This is a genomic window from Desulfosporosinus sp. Tol-M2, from assembly GCF_059735615.1.
Window position 1 is genome coordinate 41582 of sequence record NZ_JCAIJG010000102.1, and the last position, 19717, is coordinate 61298.

The 19717-nt window shown below is 41.7% G+C and carries 15 protein-coding genes; 2 read left to right on the forward strand and 13 right to left on the reverse strand.

The features are described from left to right. Positions 1-35 precede the first annotated feature (35 nt). From AC6I5A_RS07220 to fusA, 5 genes are all read right to left on the reverse strand, one after another. The gene (locus tag AC6I5A_RS07220; protein WP_034613572.1) at positions 36-2624 is read right to left on the reverse strand and encodes a glycyl radical protein; all 2589 of its coding nucleotides are present in this window, start codon (positions 2622-2624) and stop codon (positions 36-38) included. 50 nt (positions 2625-2674) lie between these two features. Next, positions 2675-2848 (reverse strand): benzylsuccinate synthase gamma subunit family protein, encoded by a 174-nt coding sequence (locus AC6I5A_RS07225; protein WP_034613574.1) that lies wholly within the window; start codon positions 2846-2848, stop codon positions 2675-2677. A 516-nt stretch (positions 2849-3364) separates the two neighbouring features. Then, a complete protein-coding gene (locus AC6I5A_RS07230; protein WP_034613577.1) occupies positions 3365-5416 on the reverse strand; it encodes a sigma 54-interacting transcriptional regulator in 2052 nt (683 codons plus the stop codon). 36 nt (positions 5417-5452) lie between these two features. Next, a complete protein-coding gene (locus AC6I5A_RS07235) occupies positions 5453-9688 on the reverse strand; it encodes a 2-hydroxyacyl-CoA dehydratase (protein WP_034613647.1) in 4236 nt (1411 codons plus the stop codon). Between the two features lie 248 nt (positions 9689-9936). Further along, complete coding sequence (gene fusA, locus AC6I5A_RS07240; protein ID WP_034613580.1) at positions 9937-11961, reverse strand: elongation factor G; 2025 nt, start codon at positions 11959-11961, stop codon at positions 9937-9939. A 327-nt stretch (positions 11962-12288) separates the two neighbouring features. On the opposite strand from fusA, the gene AC6I5A_RS07245 reads away from it, so the two are divergent. Continuing rightward, positions 12289-13833 carry a putative polysaccharide biosynthesis protein gene (locus tag AC6I5A_RS07245; RefSeq protein ID WP_034613583.1) on the forward strand — a complete coding sequence of 515 codons (1545 nt, stop codon included), beginning with the start codon at positions 12289-12291 and terminating at the stop codon, positions 13831-13833. A 157-nt stretch (positions 13834-13990) separates the two neighbouring features. On the opposite strand, the gene AC6I5A_RS07250 is transcribed toward AC6I5A_RS07245, so the two are convergent. Then, positions 13991-14248 (reverse strand): hypothetical protein, encoded by a 258-nt coding sequence (locus tag AC6I5A_RS07250; protein ID WP_034613585.1) that lies wholly within the window; start codon positions 14246-14248, stop codon positions 13991-13993. A 127-nt stretch (positions 14249-14375) separates the two neighbouring features. Between AC6I5A_RS07250 and AC6I5A_RS07255 the strand changes: the two genes are divergently transcribed. Continuing rightward, on the forward strand, positions 14376-14597 hold the full coding sequence (locus AC6I5A_RS07255; protein WP_034613587.1) for an alpha/beta-type small acid-soluble spore protein: 222 nt from the start codon (positions 14376-14378) through the stop codon (positions 14595-14597). A gap of 40 nt (positions 14598-14637) precedes the next feature. Here AC6I5A_RS07255 and surE read toward each other — a convergent pair whose 3' ends face one another. From surE to AC6I5A_RS07290, 7 genes are all read right to left on the reverse strand, one after another. Continuing rightward, the gene (gene surE / locus AC6I5A_RS07260; protein ID WP_034613590.1) at positions 14638-15393 is read right to left on the reverse strand and encodes a 5'/3'-nucleotidase SurE; all 756 of its coding nucleotides are present in this window, start codon (positions 15391-15393) and stop codon (positions 14638-14640) included. 16 nt (positions 15394-15409) lie between these two features. Further along, entirely contained in the window at positions 15410-15601 is a 192-nt protein-coding gene (locus AC6I5A_RS07265) for a YpmA family protein (protein ID WP_034613593.1), read from the reverse strand. A 16-nt stretch (positions 15602-15617) separates the two neighbouring features. Next, positions 15618-16190 (reverse strand): GTP cyclohydrolase I FolE, encoded by a 573-nt coding sequence (gene folE, locus AC6I5A_RS07270; RefSeq protein ID WP_497900574.1) that lies wholly within the window; start codon positions 16188-16190, stop codon positions 15618-15620. A 46-nt stretch (positions 16191-16236) separates the two neighbouring features. After that, a complete protein-coding gene (locus AC6I5A_RS07275) occupies positions 16237-16968 on the reverse strand; it encodes a 7-carboxy-7-deazaguanine synthase QueE (RefSeq protein ID WP_034613596.1) in 732 nt (243 codons plus the stop codon). Between the two features lie 34 nt (positions 16969-17002). Beyond that, positions 17003-17401, reverse strand: a complete 399-nt coding sequence (queD, locus tag AC6I5A_RS07280) for a 6-carboxytetrahydropterin synthase QueD (protein ID WP_497900575.1) — start codon at positions 17399-17401, stop codon at positions 17003-17005. 166 nt (positions 17402-17567) lie between these two features. Continuing rightward, complete coding sequence (locus AC6I5A_RS07285) at positions 17568-18734, reverse strand: tetratricopeptide repeat protein (protein WP_034613602.1); 1167 nt, start codon at positions 18732-18734, stop codon at positions 17568-17570. A 354-nt stretch (positions 18735-19088) separates the two neighbouring features. Continuing rightward, on the reverse strand, positions 19089-19541 hold the full coding sequence (locus AC6I5A_RS07290; RefSeq protein WP_034613605.1) for an Hsp20/alpha crystallin family protein: 453 nt from the start codon (positions 19539-19541) through the stop codon (positions 19089-19091). Between the last annotated feature and the right edge of the window lie 176 nt (positions 19542-19717).

The following is a 19717-nucleotide window of genomic DNA, read 5'->3' on the forward strand; positions in this document are numbered from 1 at the left end:
CCTCCTAACTATATTAATCTCTATTAATTAGAAATCTACAGGTTGACTCCCAGGTATTCCAAGTCCTCAGCTCCAAATGACTGCTCCGTCCTGGCCATAATGGTATTCTGCCCATACGTGGAAATATCCACAAAGCGAGCGCTGAATCCCGAGACCCGAACAATCAAGTCCCCGTGTTTTTCCGGTTCCTTTTGCGCTGCTTTCATTTCTTCCGTGCTGACCACGTTGAACTGGACATGGTCAATGTCTAAGTCGAACCAGGTTTTCATGTAGGCCAGCCAAATATTGAAGCCGTGTTTGCTGCGCATAATTGAAGTTGAAAGCCGCTGATTAAGCAGATTGGCTTTCTGGGTAGAAGAGTTAACCTTGGACACCGACCGGAGGACAGCCGTAGGCCCTTTCTTGTCGGTACCCATATATGGTGAAATCCCGCCGTCATCCGCAGCTTCGCCGCCGAATCTGCCATCAGGAGTCGGGCCGGTCCTGGAACCAACTTCCATGTACAGCCCCACCGCTTGACCGGTCGGCATAACCGGGCCGCCAGAATAATTGGTCAGTTTTCTCATTTCACCGGCGATAATATCTTCATAGAAAAGTTTAATTGTCTGATCAGCTTCGTCATCGTCATTTCCCCACTTGGGAGCATTTAAGAAGTCGCGCTGCATTTCTTCGAAACCTTCCCAATTGCTATGGAGAGCGTCCACTAACTGTTGCATGGTATATTTTTTCTCATCAAAAATCAGTTTTTTCATYGCGACCATGGAATTCGCGGCGACTACGGTGGTGATTGGATTATGCCAGCCATTAGGCTGCTCGGATAATTCCATTGCATCTCTCCCCAGCTCCATGCAACCATCGTCAATGCTGGCAACAAAGGGCATTTGTAGGAATTTTCCTTCGAAGTGACGCGAAACGTCTTTGGCCCGGATGACCAAGCTTATGCAATATTGATATTGCGTCCGGTAGGCTTCCCATAAATCCTCAAAGGTTTTGAAATCCGTAGCGTCACCGGTCTTCGGGCCCAACTGCATGTTGGAATAACTCCAGTCGAACCCATTAGCCAGTGTGATTTCCATGATTTTAGCCGGGAATAGCGAACCGCCGCCTTCGGACCTGGTCTTCTGCGCTTTTCTCCGCCCCACAAGTCCGGGAGACATGCAGAGAACATTGGCCCAATCGTGGGCTTCTTCCGGCGTCGCCCCGTTATTATTCTGGCTGAAACGGCCATAATACATCATTTGGGCTGTACCGATCGTATCATGTTTGATCGAAGGATAACCTAAGCCGTCCCGGATACATTCGAAGACTAACCTCTTAGTTTTGAGCCGTCCTTTGGAATGCCAACGGAAGACAATGGAAGGCTCGGTGGTTCTGATATTCCGGGCTGCTTCCAGGATCGCATCGGTCATATCATTGCAGCCGTCCGTGCCGTCCTGGTTTAAGCCGCCGACGGTCAGAATAAACAGGTCGTTTGAGCCGGGGAATATTTCCCGGTAACCCCGCGACTTGCCGGCGCCGTGTTCGGAGATTTTTAATCTCTCGCACTCAATCAGTTCCACCGCATCCGTATGCGTCATCGGCTGAAAGCTTTTTTCTAGGACACTGATCTGATAGTAAGGCCAGAGGACTTTATCCTCTTTATGCGCGTAACCGCTGGCATAACGGTCAACGGCGTGGCACAAAAGGAAAGTAAACCACTTGGCCTGTACCGCGTCCCGTAAGCCTTTGCATGGTTCGGCCGGTATTCGCTGGCAAATATCGGCGATCATCAGCAATTCTTCTTTACGCGCAGGATCAGTTTCAAAATTTTCCGCGACAATTTTGCACAGGCGGGCATGCCGCCTGGCCCAAGCGATAACCGCTTTATCCGCAATAATCATTGCTTCCCAGTTATCAATTTTAGCGATTAATGGAAGCCGTTCCGGAGCATTCCAATGCGGCGCAGCCAACTCAGCCCTCGCTTCGGCGATATGCTGCTCGGCCAGTTCAATTCTCTTCAGTAAGCCGTCTTCCTGCACAGTCTCGTACGGAGGTACAATACTGTTATAACCGGAAGCAAAAGACGGTGCCTCCATAGTGCTTACCTGGTACATCTGGGAAAGTTCTTCTTGGGTAAAATACGGCTGGCAGTGCGACTGCAGGGAGTGCTTAAACCAATAATCGTTAATTTCCTGAGCCTCTTCCACCGGCTGAGGAGCGTATTTGCTTTGAATATAATCCTGCACCGCCATATACGAAAGCTCGGGGTACAACGGGATCCAGTTGGGATGTTCAGCATGGTAGCCAACGATCAGTTCGTCTTCCTGCAGAACAACCGTGCCCGAGAGAATACTGGCCAGTCCCATTGCTCTTCGGATCACCTCAGGCTTACCTTCGGTCAGCTTGTGAGTGGCGGTTATATTCCGCATCCGTTCCATTCCGGCCCTTGTCGTATCCTCAACAAATTCGCCGGCTGCAGTATGTTTCCAGCGACAGCGTGCTTTAAGCCTTTTTGTCCTTTCTGTGGTTGGGCGCGCTAGATTCTCGTGCAGCACCTCATCAGGAACATTCTCCTCCGCCGGGTTTTCAAATGGAAATTCAACGACCTTGCCCCGGTACTCAAAACTCTTAGCTCTAGTTGCCATTTAACAAAAACCCCCCTTATATTTCTAGAAATATAATAATCGCCTTATGATCACGCTTTAGGCTTGAAGTCTTTGCATCCACCGGTTTCCATTGTTGTCTTGGACAGCCAAAACTTCCCTTTTTCATCCTTTTCTTCAATCACGCAGTCCCCTTTGCCCGGCTCAAAATCATCGGCATTTTCTGGTATAGAAAAAAAAGATTTACACTCCGCACAAGTTGCCAACAGTAATCATCCTCTCTTTTCTTTTTACCTTTTTCACTTTTTCAATTTCAATCCTGAACTTCAATCCCGAACCCTTTGGTTTTTATTTCTAAATTTCTAAATCACCTTCAATCAACCACCCCCTCCAAGGTAATATCCTTCAAACCTTTACGTATGCAACAAACGTGCCATAAATGGAGCAATTGAGCCAGCAAATGTAATTCTTCCCACACTCGCAGCGGATAAGGGWTACACTACTGATATTACAAGCATTAACATTCAAAGCAACGGCCTTTGTAATACCTTTTCAGCCATTATAGCCATTATATTAATACAATAAATATGCGACGAACATGCCATCAACTAAACAATTTCTGAAATAATAAATTCTATATAATATAATCTAAATATAAATTAGCAGTTATCAAGTTTTAATGATGATATATGTCATCGAGCAATAAACTATATTACCAAAACAATTGAATCAACCGCCTCAAAACCATACGATTACAGATGTCATCGCGATGATAATAATCATCAATTAGGTGGCTTATATTTTTTTAGTTTTTTTACAATAGTTGATTGATCGATCCCCAATATTTTGGCTGCTTTACGAGTACTTTTACAGTCATTGTATACTTGCGTTAGAAGTCTTTTTTCCGTTTTATTCATAACTTCCCAATAATTTAAAGAGGCCCATTTTTCAATTATATTCTGATCTGAGTTAAACCATAAGGAATCAAGATCAATTATGCTGCCAGTACTTAAAACCAGCATTCTTTCGATAGTATTTTCAATTTCCCGAACGTTACCAGGCCAATTATACTCAACCATTTTAGCAATAACCGCATTTGTTATCGTTTTATTGGTATTATGTTTTTGGTTAAAATTCTGCATAAAATGATAAATAAGAGCAGGTATATCTTCTCTCCTTTTTCTTAAAGGGGGAATATGAATGGATACGACGTTAAGACGCCAATATAAGTCTTCTCTAAACTGCCCTTTCTTCACCATATCTTCTAAATTCCGGTTGGTTGCCGCAATGATCCGGATATCCAGTTTGATCTGCTTTCGACCGCCAACACGGAGAATTTCCCGCTCCTGCAACACACGGAGTAGCTTTACTTGCAAATCCAAGGGCATTTCCCCTATCTCATCCAAAAAAGCTGTACCGTTGTTAGCCAGTTCCAGGAGCCCAATGCGACCTTCTTTACTGCCCCCGGTAAAAGTACCCCTTTCGTAGCCAAAAAGTTCGGATTCAAAAAGGTTATAGGGGATAGTTGAACAGTTTATGTTAACGAAGGGTCCTTTACTGCGCTTACTGGAACTGTGAATTAATTTTGCCAACACCTCTTTCCCTACACCTGATTCCCCTAAAATCATCACCGTGGAATCGAACCTGGCAACCTTGATTGCTTTTTCCACATTTCTTGCCATCTCAGTGCTGCGGTAAATAATATTCTCAGATAAATTCCCCATTCTGTATGTTTCCAGTTCCAACTTTGCCTTGTTTAACTCGAAGCTTAATTTATTTAGTTCAGTTAAGTCTCGTAAATTGGAAACGACACGATATATATTTCCGTTTTCATCAAAAATAGGAGTACCGGTACTTAAAACTTCTTTTCCATTTTTTAATTTTTTAGTAAGACTTACTTGTTTTTTACTTTTTAAAACTTTCGTAATAACCGATATATTATATCCTTCTTCCTCCAGCCAATTCACAGGCGTCCCAATGATATTGCTCTTTGAGATACCCATAATTTCATAACTGGACCGATTGGCTTTGATAATATTTCCATTTTCATCCGCAACAACAAAACCATCCGCCGAAGACTCAATTACTGTATTTAGTTCTTCATTAATTTTTTTAACATTTTTAAACTCGGAAGTCAAATTTTCCAGTTCAGATATCTCCTGATAAACTCCTACGGCACCAATTATTATTCCGTTCTTCATGATCGGAGTTCTATTCGCCAACATAACTTTATCCCGAATGCTAACTTTATGATCAAGTTGACAGGTACTGCCTTGGCTCACTTCTCTTAACCCCGAATTTACGATAATACTATCTATTTCCTTTCCTAAAACCTCAGACACAGCAATCCCCATCATTTTTTCGGCAGCCTTATTCATTAAAACAATTCGACCATTCCGATCAATGGCAATTATGCTGTTATGGGTGGAATTGATTATACCTTTAAATTCCTCCAAAGCGTATTCCAGCATGCGCTGAAAAGCAGGAACCAGGTCTGTTCTGGTGATTATGCCCACCATTTGACCGGAACTATTTACCACAACCAATCTCCCAACTTTTGGGGTTTGCCAGGCCTCCTCGGGCGAAGCTTCATCGCTGATCGTGATCACATTTCTTTGCATAATATCGGCAACCGTTATCTTCGTATCCAGCCCTAACGCCTTAAGGGCATGGGTTTTAGTGAAAATACCCACTAAAGTTTCCTGATCATCCACGACCGGCAAACCGTCAATACGATATTTAAGCATCAGGGAAACTGCCTCTTGAACAGTTACATGCCGCTTAACTACAATGGGATTAGCAGTCATGATGTCCCTAACTTTTAATTCTTCCATGTTCCCTCACCATCCCGATGAATATATTTGGCTACGCTATCGTAAATTTTTCATGGCTACGGAAAGCATAAGTTTKATGCGATTTAATTGATTAACTTCACTCGCCCCAGGATCATAATCAATGGGAGCGATATTTACCTGGGGATAAGATCGTCTGATCTCACGGAACATGCCTTTGCCCGTGATATGATTAGGTAAGCAAGCAAAAGGTTGTAAGCAGACGATGTTATTGACCCCGCTTCGAATCAGCTCGATCATCTCTCCTGTAAGGAACCAACCCTCTCCGGACTGATTAGCCAGAGAAAGGTGTTTTCTAGCATATTTAGCGATTTCTTCGATGGATTTTGGCGGATGAAAGCGCTTGCTGGCTTGCAAAGCCCTCTTCATCTCCTTGCGATAGGATTCAATTCGATTGACTGAAAGATAACCGGACACCATACTCCAAAAACTACCCGATAGTTTTTCATATTTAATGCGATTATCATAAGCGCCATATAAGAGGAAATCAGCAAGATCAGGAACAACTGCCTCAGCCCCTTCAGCTTCCAACAGTTCTACAATGTTGTTATTGGCGGTAGGGTGGAATTTGACCAGAATTTCCCCGACAACTCCAACCTTCGGTTTAACCAAATCCTCATATATTGTCAACTTATCAAAATCCTTAACAATTTGGCGAATATTTTCTACGTGTTCCCTTCTATTTCCTTTCTTTAAGGATTCCTGGCACCGATTAACCCAATAGTCATATAAGAGATTGGCGGAACCCGGAAATTTTTCATATGGGCGAACTCTATAAAGGACCCGCATTAAAAGATCCCCGTAGATAAGACCCCTCATTGTTTTTCTAAACAGAGGCATTGTGAATTTGAAACCGGGATTAGTCTCCAAGTTAGACGAATTCCCCGTATTTAGGGCAATCACTGGAACATGTTCCAAATTGGCATCCTGGAGTGCCTTTCTGATCAAGGCGATATAGTTCGTCGCTCGACATCCTCCGCCGGTTTGAGTAATGATGATCGAGGTATTGTTTATATCATACTTACCGGATCTCAACGCTTCCATTAACTGGCCAATAACAATAATAGCCGGATAACAGGCATCGTTATGCACATACCTTAACCCTTCTTCAATTGCCAACTTATCGACAGAGGGTAAGAATTCAATAGTATACCCCGCATCCTCAAATCCAGTCTTTAGAAACTGAAAATGAATCGGTGACATTTGGGGCGCCAAAATTGTATGTGTTTTTTTCATTTCCTTTGTAAATAAAACTTTGGGTGGCTTATCATAGAGTTTCCTGGGTATAAAATTTTTCTTGTTTCGCTCGTTAATTGCCGCGATCAAGGAACGCACCCGTATTCTTACAGCACCCAAATTACTAATCTCATCGATTTTCAAGACGGTATAAATTTTTCCATAAGCCTCAAGTATTTCTTTAACTTGATCTGTGGTCACTGCATCGAGACCACAGCCGAACGAATTCAGTTGAATTAATTCTAAGTCCCTTTGCTCCGAAACATAGCCGGCAGCACAATACTCTCGAGACGGATATACCCATTGATTGACTACACGCAAGGGCCTTTCAACCTTGCCCAGATGTTGGATAGAGTCTTCGGATAATACAGCGAACCCATAAGACCCGATCATCTCAGGTATACCGTGGTTAATTTCCGGATCAATATGATAGGGTCTGCCTACGAGTACAATTCCCCTGATCTTTTTTTCACGGATATAGTCCAGGGTTTCTTCTCCTTTTAGTCTCACATCTTCCTTATATCTATCACGTTCCGCATAGGCCTTATCCAAAGCACCGGCTATCTCGCACTTCGGTATCCCTTCAGGTTCTAACTCTTCAACCAATCGTTTTACCATTCTTCTTGGCATATCTATTGGCAAGAAAGGGTGATAAAAAATAATATCAGACTCTCTGAGAATATCCATGTTCGCATTAATGGTCTCTGGGTAAGAAGTAACGATCGGACAGTTGTAATGGTTGTCTGCCTCTGGATCTTCCTGTTGGGCATAAGGAATGCAAGGATAAAATATTTTATTTATTCCTTTTTCTACTAAATTAGTAATATGTCCGTGAACCAGTTTGGCTGGGTAACAGGCAGACTCTGAAGGGATTGTATCCATTCCAAGCTCATAAATTTCTTTTGACGATCGACTGGAAATAATAACCCGGTAACCTAGTTCTGTAAAGAATGTAAACCAGAAAGGATAGTCCTCATAAATATTTAAGACCCGAGGAATTCCGATGGTCCCTCTCGATGCCTTATCTTTTGATAAGGGTTTGTAGTGAAATACTCTCTTGTACTTATATTCGTAAAGATTAGGGATTTCATTTTTGACGATGTCTTTCCCTGTGCCTCTTTCACATCGGTTTCCTGAAATATAGTCACTTCCGCTGGAAAAATGTTTAACACTAATTAAGCAATTGTTCCCGCATAACCCACACCGTTTCATTGACGTTTCTGTTTTAAAATTTAATAAATCTTTTTCATGCATGAGACTTGTTTGATACCCATTTTCATAACGTTCTTGAGCAATCAAAGCGGCGCCAAAAGCCCCCATGATGCCTGCAATATCTGGACGCACCACGTTTTGTTTCGTTAATTTTTCAAGTGCCCGCAGGACGGCGTCGTTATGGAAGGTCCCACCCTGAGCAACAATTTTATTACCGAGCTCCTCGGCGTTTCGCAAGCGTATCACTTTATAAAGAGCATTCTTGATAACTGAAATCGCTATCCCCGCCGAAATATCGCTAATTTCAGAACCCTCTTTCTGCGCTTGTTTAACCCTAGAGTTCATAAATACCGTACACCGCGTCCCGAGATCAACCGGATGTCTTGACTCCCGGCTCAATCTGGCAAACTCTCTGACATCCATGTTTAGAGAATTTGCATAGGTTTCAACAAAGGAACCACATCCTGAAGAACAAGCTTCATTTAATGTGATGGATTCAATAACTCCATCCCGAATTACTAAACTTTTCATGTCCTGCCCGCCAATATCCAAAACAGAATCAACGCCTGGCCGGAAATAATTGGCTGCCGTGTAATGGGCTACTGTTTCAATTTCTCCGATATCTACTCGCAGGGCAGCTTTAATGAGATGCTCTCCATATCCGGTAACTGCTGAGTTAATAATTTTTGTATCTTTATTTAGTTTTCCATACAAACTTTTCAAGGCTTCTATTGTAGACTCTAACGGGTTGCCCATATTACTGCCATAGTGCGAGTACAATAAGCCTCCCTCTTCATCAACAAGCGCAATCTTGGTGGTTGTCGATCCGGTATCAATACCTAAATAGGCATTTCCTGCATAGCTATCAAGATCCACTCGCCTGACCTTATGCATGGCATGCCTCTCTTTAAATTCCACATATTCCTCTTCGTTGGCAAATAGAATTTCTAATTTTTCACCCTCAGCATTATTGATGCTATGAATCATCGGCGCTCTTTCATATAGACACTCGAGCGTAAAAGGCACTTTATCACGTGAGGACATCGCTGCTCCAATGGCCACAAAAAATTGTGAATCCTCGGGAAAGATCACATTTGTGTTCTTTAATTTTAGTGTTTCAATAAAGCGTTGTCTTAGCTCGGACATAAAATGCAGCGGCCCTCCCAAAAAGGCCACGTTCCCTTTGATAGGGCGACCTTGAGCCAGACCGCTAATCGTTTGATTCACAACAGCTTGTAAAACAGACACAGCAATGTCCTCTTTGGCTGCTCCTTCATTCAACAAGGGTTGTACATCGGTCTTTGCAAACACACCACACCTGGAAGCGATAGGATATATATTTCGATATTCCTTGGCGAGTTCATTTAGACCGGGTGCATCCGTTTGTAACAATGAAGCCATCTGATCAATAAATGCGCCCGTACCTCCGGCACACGTTCCATTCATTCTTTGTTCGATTGCTTCCCCAAAGAAGGTTATCTTAGCGTCCTCTCCACCAAGTTCGATCGCCGCATCTGTGTTTGGAATAACTATTTTAATGGCGTTAGTACAAGCAATTACTTCCTGAATAAAAGGAACCTCTAACTTTTGGGAAATATTGTATCCTCCGGATCCGGTAACCATCAAGGTCAATAAGTGTCCTTGCATGGCCGTTTTGGCGCCTTCAAGCATCATAACAACAGTATCTTTTATATTAGAGAAATGTCTCAGATATTTCTTATAAACAATATTTTCATCATGATCTAAAATAACTATTTTTACCGTTGTCGAACCAACGTCCAAACCAATATTATAAACTCTAGCCATATTCTTCACAATGTCCATTTGATAACCCTCCTGTCATCCATTGGAACAGGTGAGAACAATTGAAGCATTTAATACTTTGTCTTCAGTATTTACAGTACACATATTCGTCTTCAATTAAAACATGCCTGAACGTACCAGCATGTTAATGAATACTAACATAATTCTACCATTTCTATGGAATAACTTCAATCCAAGAATAAGAAACGAAAAAGAGCTGGTTTTGATTTAAATCTAACCAGCTCTTTAAGTTAATGACTTTGCGCAGATTTTAACTGACTTACCAAAGTTTCGCAGAGTCTATCCGGCACTTCTTCGTATTGGATAAATTCCATGGTAAACGACCCTCTCCCTTGAGTGAGAGATCTCAAATCAATAGTATAGCGCATCATTTCAGCTTGAGGAACATGGGCGCGGATTACTTGAAATTTTCCGCTGCCGGCAGACATGCCCAATAATCTTCCGCGTTTTCCATTAATATCCCCTATCACATCTCCCATAAAGGCCTCGGGAACTGTTATTTCCACCTCAACAATCGGCTCCAGTAAGATGGGTTTTGCTAATTCTACCCCCTTACGAAAAGCAATGATAGCTGCAAGTTTAAAAGCCATTTCTGATGAATCGACGGCATGATAAGAACCGTCGACTAGCGTGACCTTAATATCGGTCACGGGATACCCCGCCAAAATTCCTTCACCCATAGCCTCGCGAACGCCCTTTTCCACAGCCGGAATATATTGCTTCGGTACTGATCCACCAAAAATCGCCTCGGTAAACTCAAATTCTTTGTCCCCTGAGGGTTCTAAATTAATCCACACATGGCCATATTGACCATGTCCACCTGTTTGCTTTTTATGTTTCCCTTCCACTTTAACTGCTTTGCGGATTGTCTCACGATAAGGAACACGAGGAACTTTCATGGATACAGCAACTCCAAACTTACGTGTCAGCTTTTCCAGATATATTTCAAGGTGCATTTCCCCTAGTCCCGTTAAAAGCAATTCCTTGGTTTCAGTATTTTTACTGATTTTGATCGTTGGATCTTCATCCGCCAAACGTGCCAACGCACTGCCTAGTTTATCCTCATCCCCTTTRGTCTTTGCCCCTATCGCCACAGATAAAGTCGGGACGGGAAAATCAATACCCTGAAGTTCGACCGGATGATCCTTTCCACTCAAGGTATCTCCCGTTCTCACCTCTTGTAATTTGGCGACGACGGCAATATCTCCAGCGGAAACTGACGCAATCGGTTCTTGTGTTTTACCGCGCAGATAAAACGGCTGCCCAATTTTCTCCTCTGACCCACGACTTGAGTTATAGACCATCGTTTCGGCATTAAACTGTCCCCCATAAACCCGGAAGAACGACATTCTACCGACGTAGGGATCAGCGAGGGTTTTAAACACTAGAGCCGCTTTCTCCGGGACTACTTCAGGCGCAGGAACGTACTTGGCCAAAAAATCCATAATATTTGTAATCCCAATGTTTTTGTATGCTGAGCCGCAAAGCACCGGGATAACAAGATTTTGTTCTAACGCCTGCTGTAAAGTGGTTTGCAGATCTTCCTCAGTAAGACTTTCCCCGTCTAGATATTTCATTAGGATTTCATCATCCGCTTCGGCGACAGCCTCAGCTAATTGATCTCTTAATTGATCAACCTCTGCCTTGTACGAAGCCGGAACCTCTTTAACCGAAAACTTACCGCTCCCATCGGCTTCGTAGGTAAATTCTTTATTCTCGATAATATCAATGACACCCTGAAAACTTTCTTCTTGACCAACCGGAATCTGCAAAGGAATAAACCTTGCCTGGGGATATGCATTTTTCAGTTGTTCCATAACCTTACCAAAATTAGCATTCTTCCGATCCAGTTTATTGACAAAGATCACTTTGGGTAACTTCTGGTGTTCTATAGCATCCAACGCGATTTCTGCTTGAACTTCCAGACCTGCCACGCCACAAAGCACTAAAACACCGCACTCAGCGACGCGCAAAGCACTCTTGACTTCCCCAAAAAAGTCTAAATATCCGGGAGTATCGAGAACATTGACCTTAACCCCTTGCCACTCAATCGGAATAAGACTCATACTGATCGACACTTTGTGTTTCACTTCTTCAGGTAAATAATCCGAGACGGTGTTTCCCTCCGAAATTTTCCCAATACGATTAATTACACCTGAATTGAAAAGAAAGGTCTCCGCAAGGGAAGTCTTTCCTGCTCCACCATGCCCTACCAAACAGACGTTGCGAAGATGTTTTGTGTCATAGGTCTTCAAGACGATTTCCTCCTTGATTATGTTATTTAAGTAAAAGGACTTATTCCTTTTTCCCTCTCAAAGCTCATATAAAGTCTTTCGCTATTGCATGTCAAAATCCTTTAAACTTAGAGGGTCACCTATACCATTTTATAAGCATTTCTTATTTTCCACAAGCATAAGGTTAAATGGGACACTCGGCTATCCCGGTGCCTTGCCGTCCTTGACGGCGGTCTAACCTCGAGCTTCCTGTTCGAGTCCTGGCCAGCGTCTGCAAGAAGGGTTAATACGTGCGAAGACAGTGTCTTCGCGTGTGGGCGCAAGTCAATTTTCTTCATGGAGGGTTACATGCCCAAAAGAACCTTTGTCTACGGAGCAGCCATACTCTTGGGAGCCAATTTAGTAAACCGAGTTCTGGGCTTTGCATATCAATATTTAATTATGAACCATATCGGTGGTGAAGCTTATGGTCTATTTAACATGGTTTTCCCCATCTACATGCTGGCCCTTGTCATAACAACTGCCGGTATTCCACTCGCCATTGCGAAAATGGTCTCCGAAGAAATTTCACTTGGACGTACAGCTCAAGCACATGCCATCTTCCGTCTTGCATTTTGGCTTTTATTTTTTTCTGGTACCGTCGTATCGACGGTCTTGTATTTCATAACTCCTTTCTTGGCACATCGAATATTCCCTGACCCCAGGGTCCTTAATATATTTCTAATTTGTACACCGGCTATTTTCATTGTCTCTATATCTTCAGTTTTTCGCGGATATTTTCAAGGCTTGCAGAATATGGTCCCTACTGCTCTAAGTCAGATATGTGAACAACTTGTCCGTGTCGCTGTAGGCTATACGGCAGCGCTTCGACTTCTCAATGCAGGTATCGAATGGGCTGCAGCTGGGTTGGCCTTAGGCATGTTGGCAGGAGAATTGATCGGTTTATTGGTGATTGCCTTTCAGTATCAGTATGTATTGCCTAAATTCAAAACAGAGAGTCGTGAACCAGGTTATTCATCCCGCCTAATCTTAACCAAGTTATGGTGCCTTGCATCTCCCGTAACAGTCGGCAGGCTGCTTTTTACAGGGTTATCTGCCTTGGACGCTCTACTTATCCCCCTGCGCCTTCAAGTGGCCGGATACGGGGCACGGGAAGCGACAACCTTATTCGGACAACTTGGGGGTTCGGCATTTACTTTACTCACCTTTCCCAGTATTTTTACCTTTGCCTTGGCAACTTCACTGGTTCCTGCTATTTCAGAAGCAACCGCCCGACGCCAATTACATATCGTCCGAGCCCGTAGTACTGAAGCTATTCGTTTAACAATCCTAATTGGAATTCCATGCCTTATTATCTTATTTTATTTTTCCCTACCACTCACATCTTTTTTCAATAGTTCACAAATTGCCCCAATTCTACGTGTGTTAGCTTTGGGAGGTATCTTTTCGTATTTACAACAAACCACAACGGGAATTCTTCAAGGACTTGGAAAAGTTCATCTTCCTGTCCTCCATTCAATCATTGCGGCAATCATACGAATTCCAATATTAGTATATCTAACAGGCCTCCCCCAATGGGGTCTTCGTGGAACGGCTTTGGCTTATACCGTCGGTTATATTATTATGGCGGTTCTAAATCTCATTGCTATTTCACGCTATACAGGAATGCCCTTAGACCTTCAAAGATTCCTCCTCCAACCAGTCAGTGGGGGAATCGGCATGCTTCTAATTTTTCACTTATTAAACCCCCTCTTTAGCGGACATATTGCAGGTTATCTCACTGAATTTTCTGTTGGAATTGCAATTTACTGTCTGATCCTATGTTTCAATGGCGGGATCACCTTAACGGATTTAAAACGGCTTCCCTGGCTCGGTAAATACCTTCCGCGTTAAGTCATATTTAAAGAAAACTTGGCTGGTGCCCACAYGMAGACACTGTCTTCGCACGTATTATTCGTTCTGTCAGCCTTAGCGAAGGCGACCGCCTAGTTGCACTTATGCTTACCCGAAACTTATACTTTCTGAATAGTACAAGAAAATACAAGTTCGCTTAATTCCACCAACGATGAATTTGTTCCCCCCATTGCCAATATGATAAGAGACCCGTTACAAGAACAGCTGCCAGAGCCAATAACTTATAAACAAAGTATACCTTGATCACGGATAAAAAGGCCATACCTACGCCAAAAAGAGCAGGGATTACCAAAAATTTAAATAGCGAATTTGATTTTTCTACGTTTCTTCCGCCTGAAAAAGAAAAGATAATAATAAAAAGTACAAAATAAAATATAAAAGTTGCAATTATCATCAAGAATATCCTCCGTTAACAAAAACACATTGCTAATCCAGAATTTGAGTACTATAAACGATCGAAAATATGTGAATACTACAACTGTCCCGAAATAAATAAAATAAAATGGGAGGGGATGTATCAGATGAGTCGAAGAAACAATAATGGTATTCTACCCCACTCTGTATTGGAAGAATTCAAATGGGAAGTTGCAGATGAATTAGGTTTGAGTTCAAAAATAAAAAGCGAGGGATGGGGCAACATGACTTCCCGCGAATGTGGCCATGTGGGGGGACGAATCGGTGGCAGCATGGTCAAAGCAATGATCCGTCGCGCGAAGGATTCTCTAAATAGCACTTCCGTATAAATCCAAGATCAAGGAGTACAGACATTCAGTACTCCTTGATTTATTTACTTGCAATAATTTGTCGCCACGTTTCAACGCGCGCAAAATCTGTCAAATCACTATGCATGGGTGTTATAGAAATAAAGTCCTCCTGTATCGCTCTTAAATCCGTATCGATCTCGAGGTCTTGCGCTAAATTTCCGCCCTGCCAAAAATACGTTCTTCCATGCGGGTCGACACGCCGTTCGAAAACATTTTCATAAACAGTTTTACCCAAGCGGGTCACTTTCACACCACGCCACTCGGCCTGAGGCTTTCCCGGGATATTTATATTCAACATGCCGTTATGATTATGTTGAATAATAAAATCTAATTGCTCAGCCAAATAAGTTGCAGCCGGTTCAAAATTCCTGAACTCATAACTCGCCAGAGACACCGCCAGTGCAGGAACTCCGAGCAGTACCCCTTCCATCGCCGCAGAAACCGTCCCTGAATAAAAAATATCCGTTCCTAAGTTGGAACCGAGGTTAATCCCGGCAATTATTAGATCAGGCTTGGAAACAAGCGCACCTTGTATAGCTAACTTTACACAATCTGAGGGGGTACCACTAATGGCATACCCTTTATGCTGTCCGACAAGATTGTATTCTGTGAGTAACAAGGGCTGAAACAAAGTTATCGAATGGCCTGTGGCTGAACGCTGTCTTTCGGGGGCAACAATAATAATGTCATGTTTTGTTTGCGATCTAAGGGTGCGGCATAATGTTTGGATTCCAGGTGCATGATAGCCATCATCATTGGTCAGTAAAATACGCATACCCTTCCTCCAATCACTAAACTTCGTAAACAGAGATAACCATTTTATCATCTCTTTTCGTCAAACCGAACATTAGTCGATAATCTTTTAGATTCTTATTGAGAAAATCAACAACCTTATATAGTTCGCCATTCGCCCCAACCTGTTGTGTCGCAATAAGTTCTAATTTTCCGTGTCGATCGGATGGATTTGTTGGTTGATCATCCACCGTGATTACCTCTTTCTTAGCTTTTATGTCCTTGAATCAGTGAAAAAGCTTCTGATCTTGTAACAGGATTAGTTCTAAATACCCCCCTTACTGCTGAGGTTATTGTTTGTGATCCCGCTTTCTTAACCCCTCGCATGGTCATACACATATGCTCTGCTTCAATAACAACCAAAACCCCCAGTGGAACAAGTTCGTCTATAATAGCATCGGCGATTTGTGCCGTCAAGCGTTCTTGAAGCTGTGGTCTGCGCGCGAAACCTTCAACGACACGCGCTAATTTTGACAAACCCGTTATTTTTCCTTTGCGCGGAATATAGGCGACATGCGCCTTGCCAAAAAATGGAACCAGATGATGCTCGCACATAGAATAGATTGGTATATCCTTAACAATTACCATTTCTTCATGTACTTCGGAAAATTGTACCTTCAAATGGCGACCAGGGTCTTCATTTATCCCAGTAAAAACTTCTGCATACATTCTGGCTACTCGTTTTGGTGTATCCTTTAGCCCTTCGCGCTGAGGATCTTCTCCGATAGCCTCCAAAATCAAGTAAACTGCTTGCTCAATCTTTTCTAAATCCATCCCCATAATCTTTTTCTTTTCTCCTTTACTATGGTCCTCCGGTAAAGAATTTCTATAGTTGTCCTATAAAAACATGTGTTTGAGGAATGACTCGAACGTCGACGAGTTTATTAAGCAAATGGTTTTGCCATTCCAAGAGCTGTTGAAATTTGGGAGTCTGGATACCTTGCGTTTGAGTAACAGGTTGCAGAATCGTTAGAATCGATGGGTCAACCCTGGCAATTAAATTGCAGGCATGCTGAAGATCTTTCACAGCAGTATCTTTATTGACAACGATTTTGACAAATACTTCTTTTTGAATACTGTATCGCAAAAAGGATTCATGAACATCCCAAAAAGTCTTACTATCGAACGGCAACTTAATATCCATGCTAATCACATCGACCAGCGGTAATATTTGAAGAAGTTGAGCCGGCATAGTCCCATTGGTTTCAAGATAAATATTTAAACCCTTCTCTTTTAAATAGGGAAATAGGATTTGTAATTCATCCACCCAAAGAAGGGGCTCTCCTCCGGTAACACTCAGTGAGTGATGAATAGAAAAATCAAAGGTCTGCAGTATATCAAACAACTTATCCAGAGGTACGGGATTTTCCATCTTGTTGAAAAATCGTGTTCCCGGTACCTTCTCAACCCGAAACTGTTCCGGAACCTTCGTCTCAGTATCACAATAGGGACATGTTAAGTTGCACTTCGGCAGACGAAGAAAGATTTGTCGTACCCCAACATAAGGTCCTTCTCCTTGGATCGACGAGAATATTTCTGTTACCGGTAAATTAAGCATTACTTAACTCCTCGCCTATTTTCATGACTATTCATCAGTCCTCCTTATAAATAGCCCATGCATCTGGAGATTCGTTAACCTGAACCCATGCCAAGCGTTTTTCTGTAAGGACTAATTCTTTCTCAAGTTCCGTAAATATTAGTCGCGCTAGGTTCTCAGCTGTTGGATTAACCCCTTTTAAATCGAATGAAGGCGAGTCATTTAACAAACTATGATCCAGTAGCAATAATTTTTCCCGAATACTCTGTTTAACTGCTCTAAAATCTATCAACATCCCCAAATGATCCAATTGTCTGCCTTCAATACAAACTACAACATTCCAACGATGACCATGCAATTTAGCACAGTTACCATCATAGTTTCGAATAAAATGAGCAGCATCGAAATACGCTTGAATACATACTTGAAACATCATTCGCTCCTTATCAGACATAATACATTCTATTTTAGCATTATTATTTACAAAAGAAAATCAAATCCATCTCTGAAAGTAAAAATGAAAACGAACGAAACCTTAACCGGCGCTCCTAACCTCGAACATCATTGTTCGAGTCATGGCGTATTTGACATAAAAAAGAGAAGGGCTGTTCCCTTCTCCATTATGCCAGCTTCAGTGCCTTATTATAACAGTCGATAGCTGTGTCAAATTGATTGATTTGATCATAAATATTTCCAAGTAAAACCCATCCCGCCGAATGGTTTGGCTCTATTTCAATAAGCTCATTCAATAATACAATACCTTCTTGCCAATTTCCTATACGGGTGAGGCAAACACACAAATTATAGAGAATAAGTGGATGATTGGGTATCAACTCTAAAGCTTCACGATAATACTCCGTTGCTTTTCTGGTGCAGCCCTGATGGACCAAGGTAAAGGCGTAGTTATTGAGTAAGATAGGATCATTTGGATAAATATTTTTGGCGTTTTCCAACAGGTTTAAAGCATCCTGAGAACGTTCCAAGTTTTGATAGACTGCGGCAAGGTTGCTTAATGAATCATAATGATCTGGTTCATATTTTAGAGTGAGCTTATAATACTTGATTCCTTTTTTGATCTGGTTGTTTTGGATATAACAATACGCTAATCTGGCCGCTAAATCCGGGGTTCCCCCATAACGAAGCGCCTTTTCAAAACTTTTACACGCATCAGCTAACTGTTTCAACCGTAAATGCATCTCAGCCTTCATCTCCCAATAGACGGTTTTGTGTGGTTGAAGATGGCAACATCCCTGAAAACACATTAAGGCTTCTTGATATAGATCATGAAAAGCGTAAATAATTCCGAGACGATAATTTATTTCTGCATGTTTGGGCGCCGCTCGCAACGAATTATTCAGGGCAATAATTGCCTCACGCCAATCTCCGAGTTCTAGATAACAATCAGCCAGTAAGTCCCAGTAAATCGAATTCTGCGGCTTGACCTGGATTGCCTGCTCGATTTTCTTCTTGGCCAGTGGAATAAGCGCTTGACCGATATAGCACCGGGCGAGAAGATAATTTATCTCCGCTGATTCATCATTCTGCTTACTTTCCTGACGTTCCAAATAATCTCTTGCCTCTTGAAAAGCTTGAGCTTCGATCAAATATCGCACCACTTTTAAACGGGACTTAGGCGAACCCTGATTTAATAAATCCAACCAATTATGGATAGCTTCATCTGTCCTTCCAAAGTAGTGATGCCATTGGGCTTGGAAAGAATTCCACAAATACGAACTTTTAAGAGATGGTATTTTATGTTTGACATTCGAGATCAGAGATTGATTCATTGCTCTCGCTCCTCTTTACTTATTTTACCATCTATATGTTCTCTTTCCGTAAAGCCAACCCCTTCTCATTAATGCAAAAATCTATCATCAAATGTCTGATAAATGTTCGGTAATTCGCAAATATCAACCGCTATATCCTTATCACTCGCGAGCTTTTCTGCAATATTATTTCTGTTTCTTCATAATAGCTCATAATTCCATAAAAAATGAAAAAGAGGCTTTCTTTATAACGCCTCTTACATTTATGGCAATATCCATAAAACTCCATATCTTGATCCATGAGTTTAAATTRAGATCGTTTTAGTTATACTGAAGAGAGCATCTATTACGATGCTCTTAACTGAAAAATATTAGTTATTGAATTTCAATTTGTTTACCTTCCATAGTCTTATGCTGTTTTTTGGGCAGTGTTATTAAAAGAAGACCATTTTCAAATTTAGCATTAACATTATCAGTTTCTGTATTAGAAATAGCAAACGATCTGGTCATTGTACAATAATTTCTCTCTTTACGGATATAACTGTCCTTTTCCTCATCAGTCTGCTCATTTTTTTGGACTGATATTGTAAGTCTATCATCATTAATTTGAATATTAACTTCTTCCTTCTTAACCCCGGGAAGTTCAGCTTCAAGAATATATTCTTTTTCGTTTTCCTTTATATCTACTTTCATTTGAAAACTATTTTTATAAAAGGAAGGCAAAAATCTGTCATTAAAAATATTTTCGAAAATACCCTCATTGTCAAACCAACTATTGTATCTTTGAATTTCGGGATGTCTTACTGTAAATGGTACCAGGTTAAACATAAAAAACACCTCCATATTTTTATCAATTCTAACTTTGAGAATAAAACACCTCCTCAATTTGCTAGCATTATCCGACCTTGACGACCTTGATATTTTACATCATTTATTTAGTTCTTATACAAAAATTTTCAGTTGCCCATAAAAGATCAGATTGGACACTTTAATGTCCTTGCCTG

Bases quoted from the DNA above. Each gene is read 5' to 3' on its own strand.
- AC6I5A_RS07285 (WP_034613602.1), bottom strand. From the start codon at position 18,734: ATGAATCAATCTCTGATCTCGAATGTCAAACATAAAATACCATCTCTT.
- AC6I5A_RS07230 (WP_034613577.1), bottom strand. From the start codon at position 5,416: ATGGAAGAATTAAAAGTTAGGGACATCATGACTGCTAATCCCATTGTA.
- AC6I5A_RS07245 (WP_034613583.1), top strand. From the start codon at position 12,289: ATGCCCAAAAGAACCTTTGTCTACGGAGCAGCCATACTCTTGGGAGCC.
- AC6I5A_RS07250 (WP_034613585.1), bottom strand. From the start codon at position 14,248: ATGATAATTGCAACTTTTATATTTTATTTTGTACTTTTTATTATTATC.
- surE (WP_034613590.1), bottom strand. From the start codon at position 15,393: ATGCGTATTTTACTGACCAATGATGATGGCTATCATGCACCTGGAATC.
- AC6I5A_RS07290 (WP_034613605.1), bottom strand. From the start codon at position 19,541: ATGTTTAACCTGGTACCATTTACAGTAAGACATCCCGAAATTCAAAGA.
- AC6I5A_RS07275 (WP_034613596.1), bottom strand. From the start codon at position 16,968: ATGCTTAATTTACCGGTAACAGAAATATTCTCGTCGATCCAAGGAGAA.
- folE (WP_497900574.1), bottom strand. From the start codon at position 16,190: ATGGGGATGGATTTAGAAAAGATTGAGCAAGCAGTTTACTTGATTTTG.
- queD (WP_497900575.1), bottom strand. From the start codon at position 17,401: ATGTCTGATAAGGAGCGAATGATGTTTCAAGTATGTATTCAAGCGTAT.
- AC6I5A_RS07255 (WP_034613587.1), top strand. From the start codon at position 14,376: ATGAGTCGAAGAAACAATAATGGTATTCTACCCCACTCTGTATTGGAA.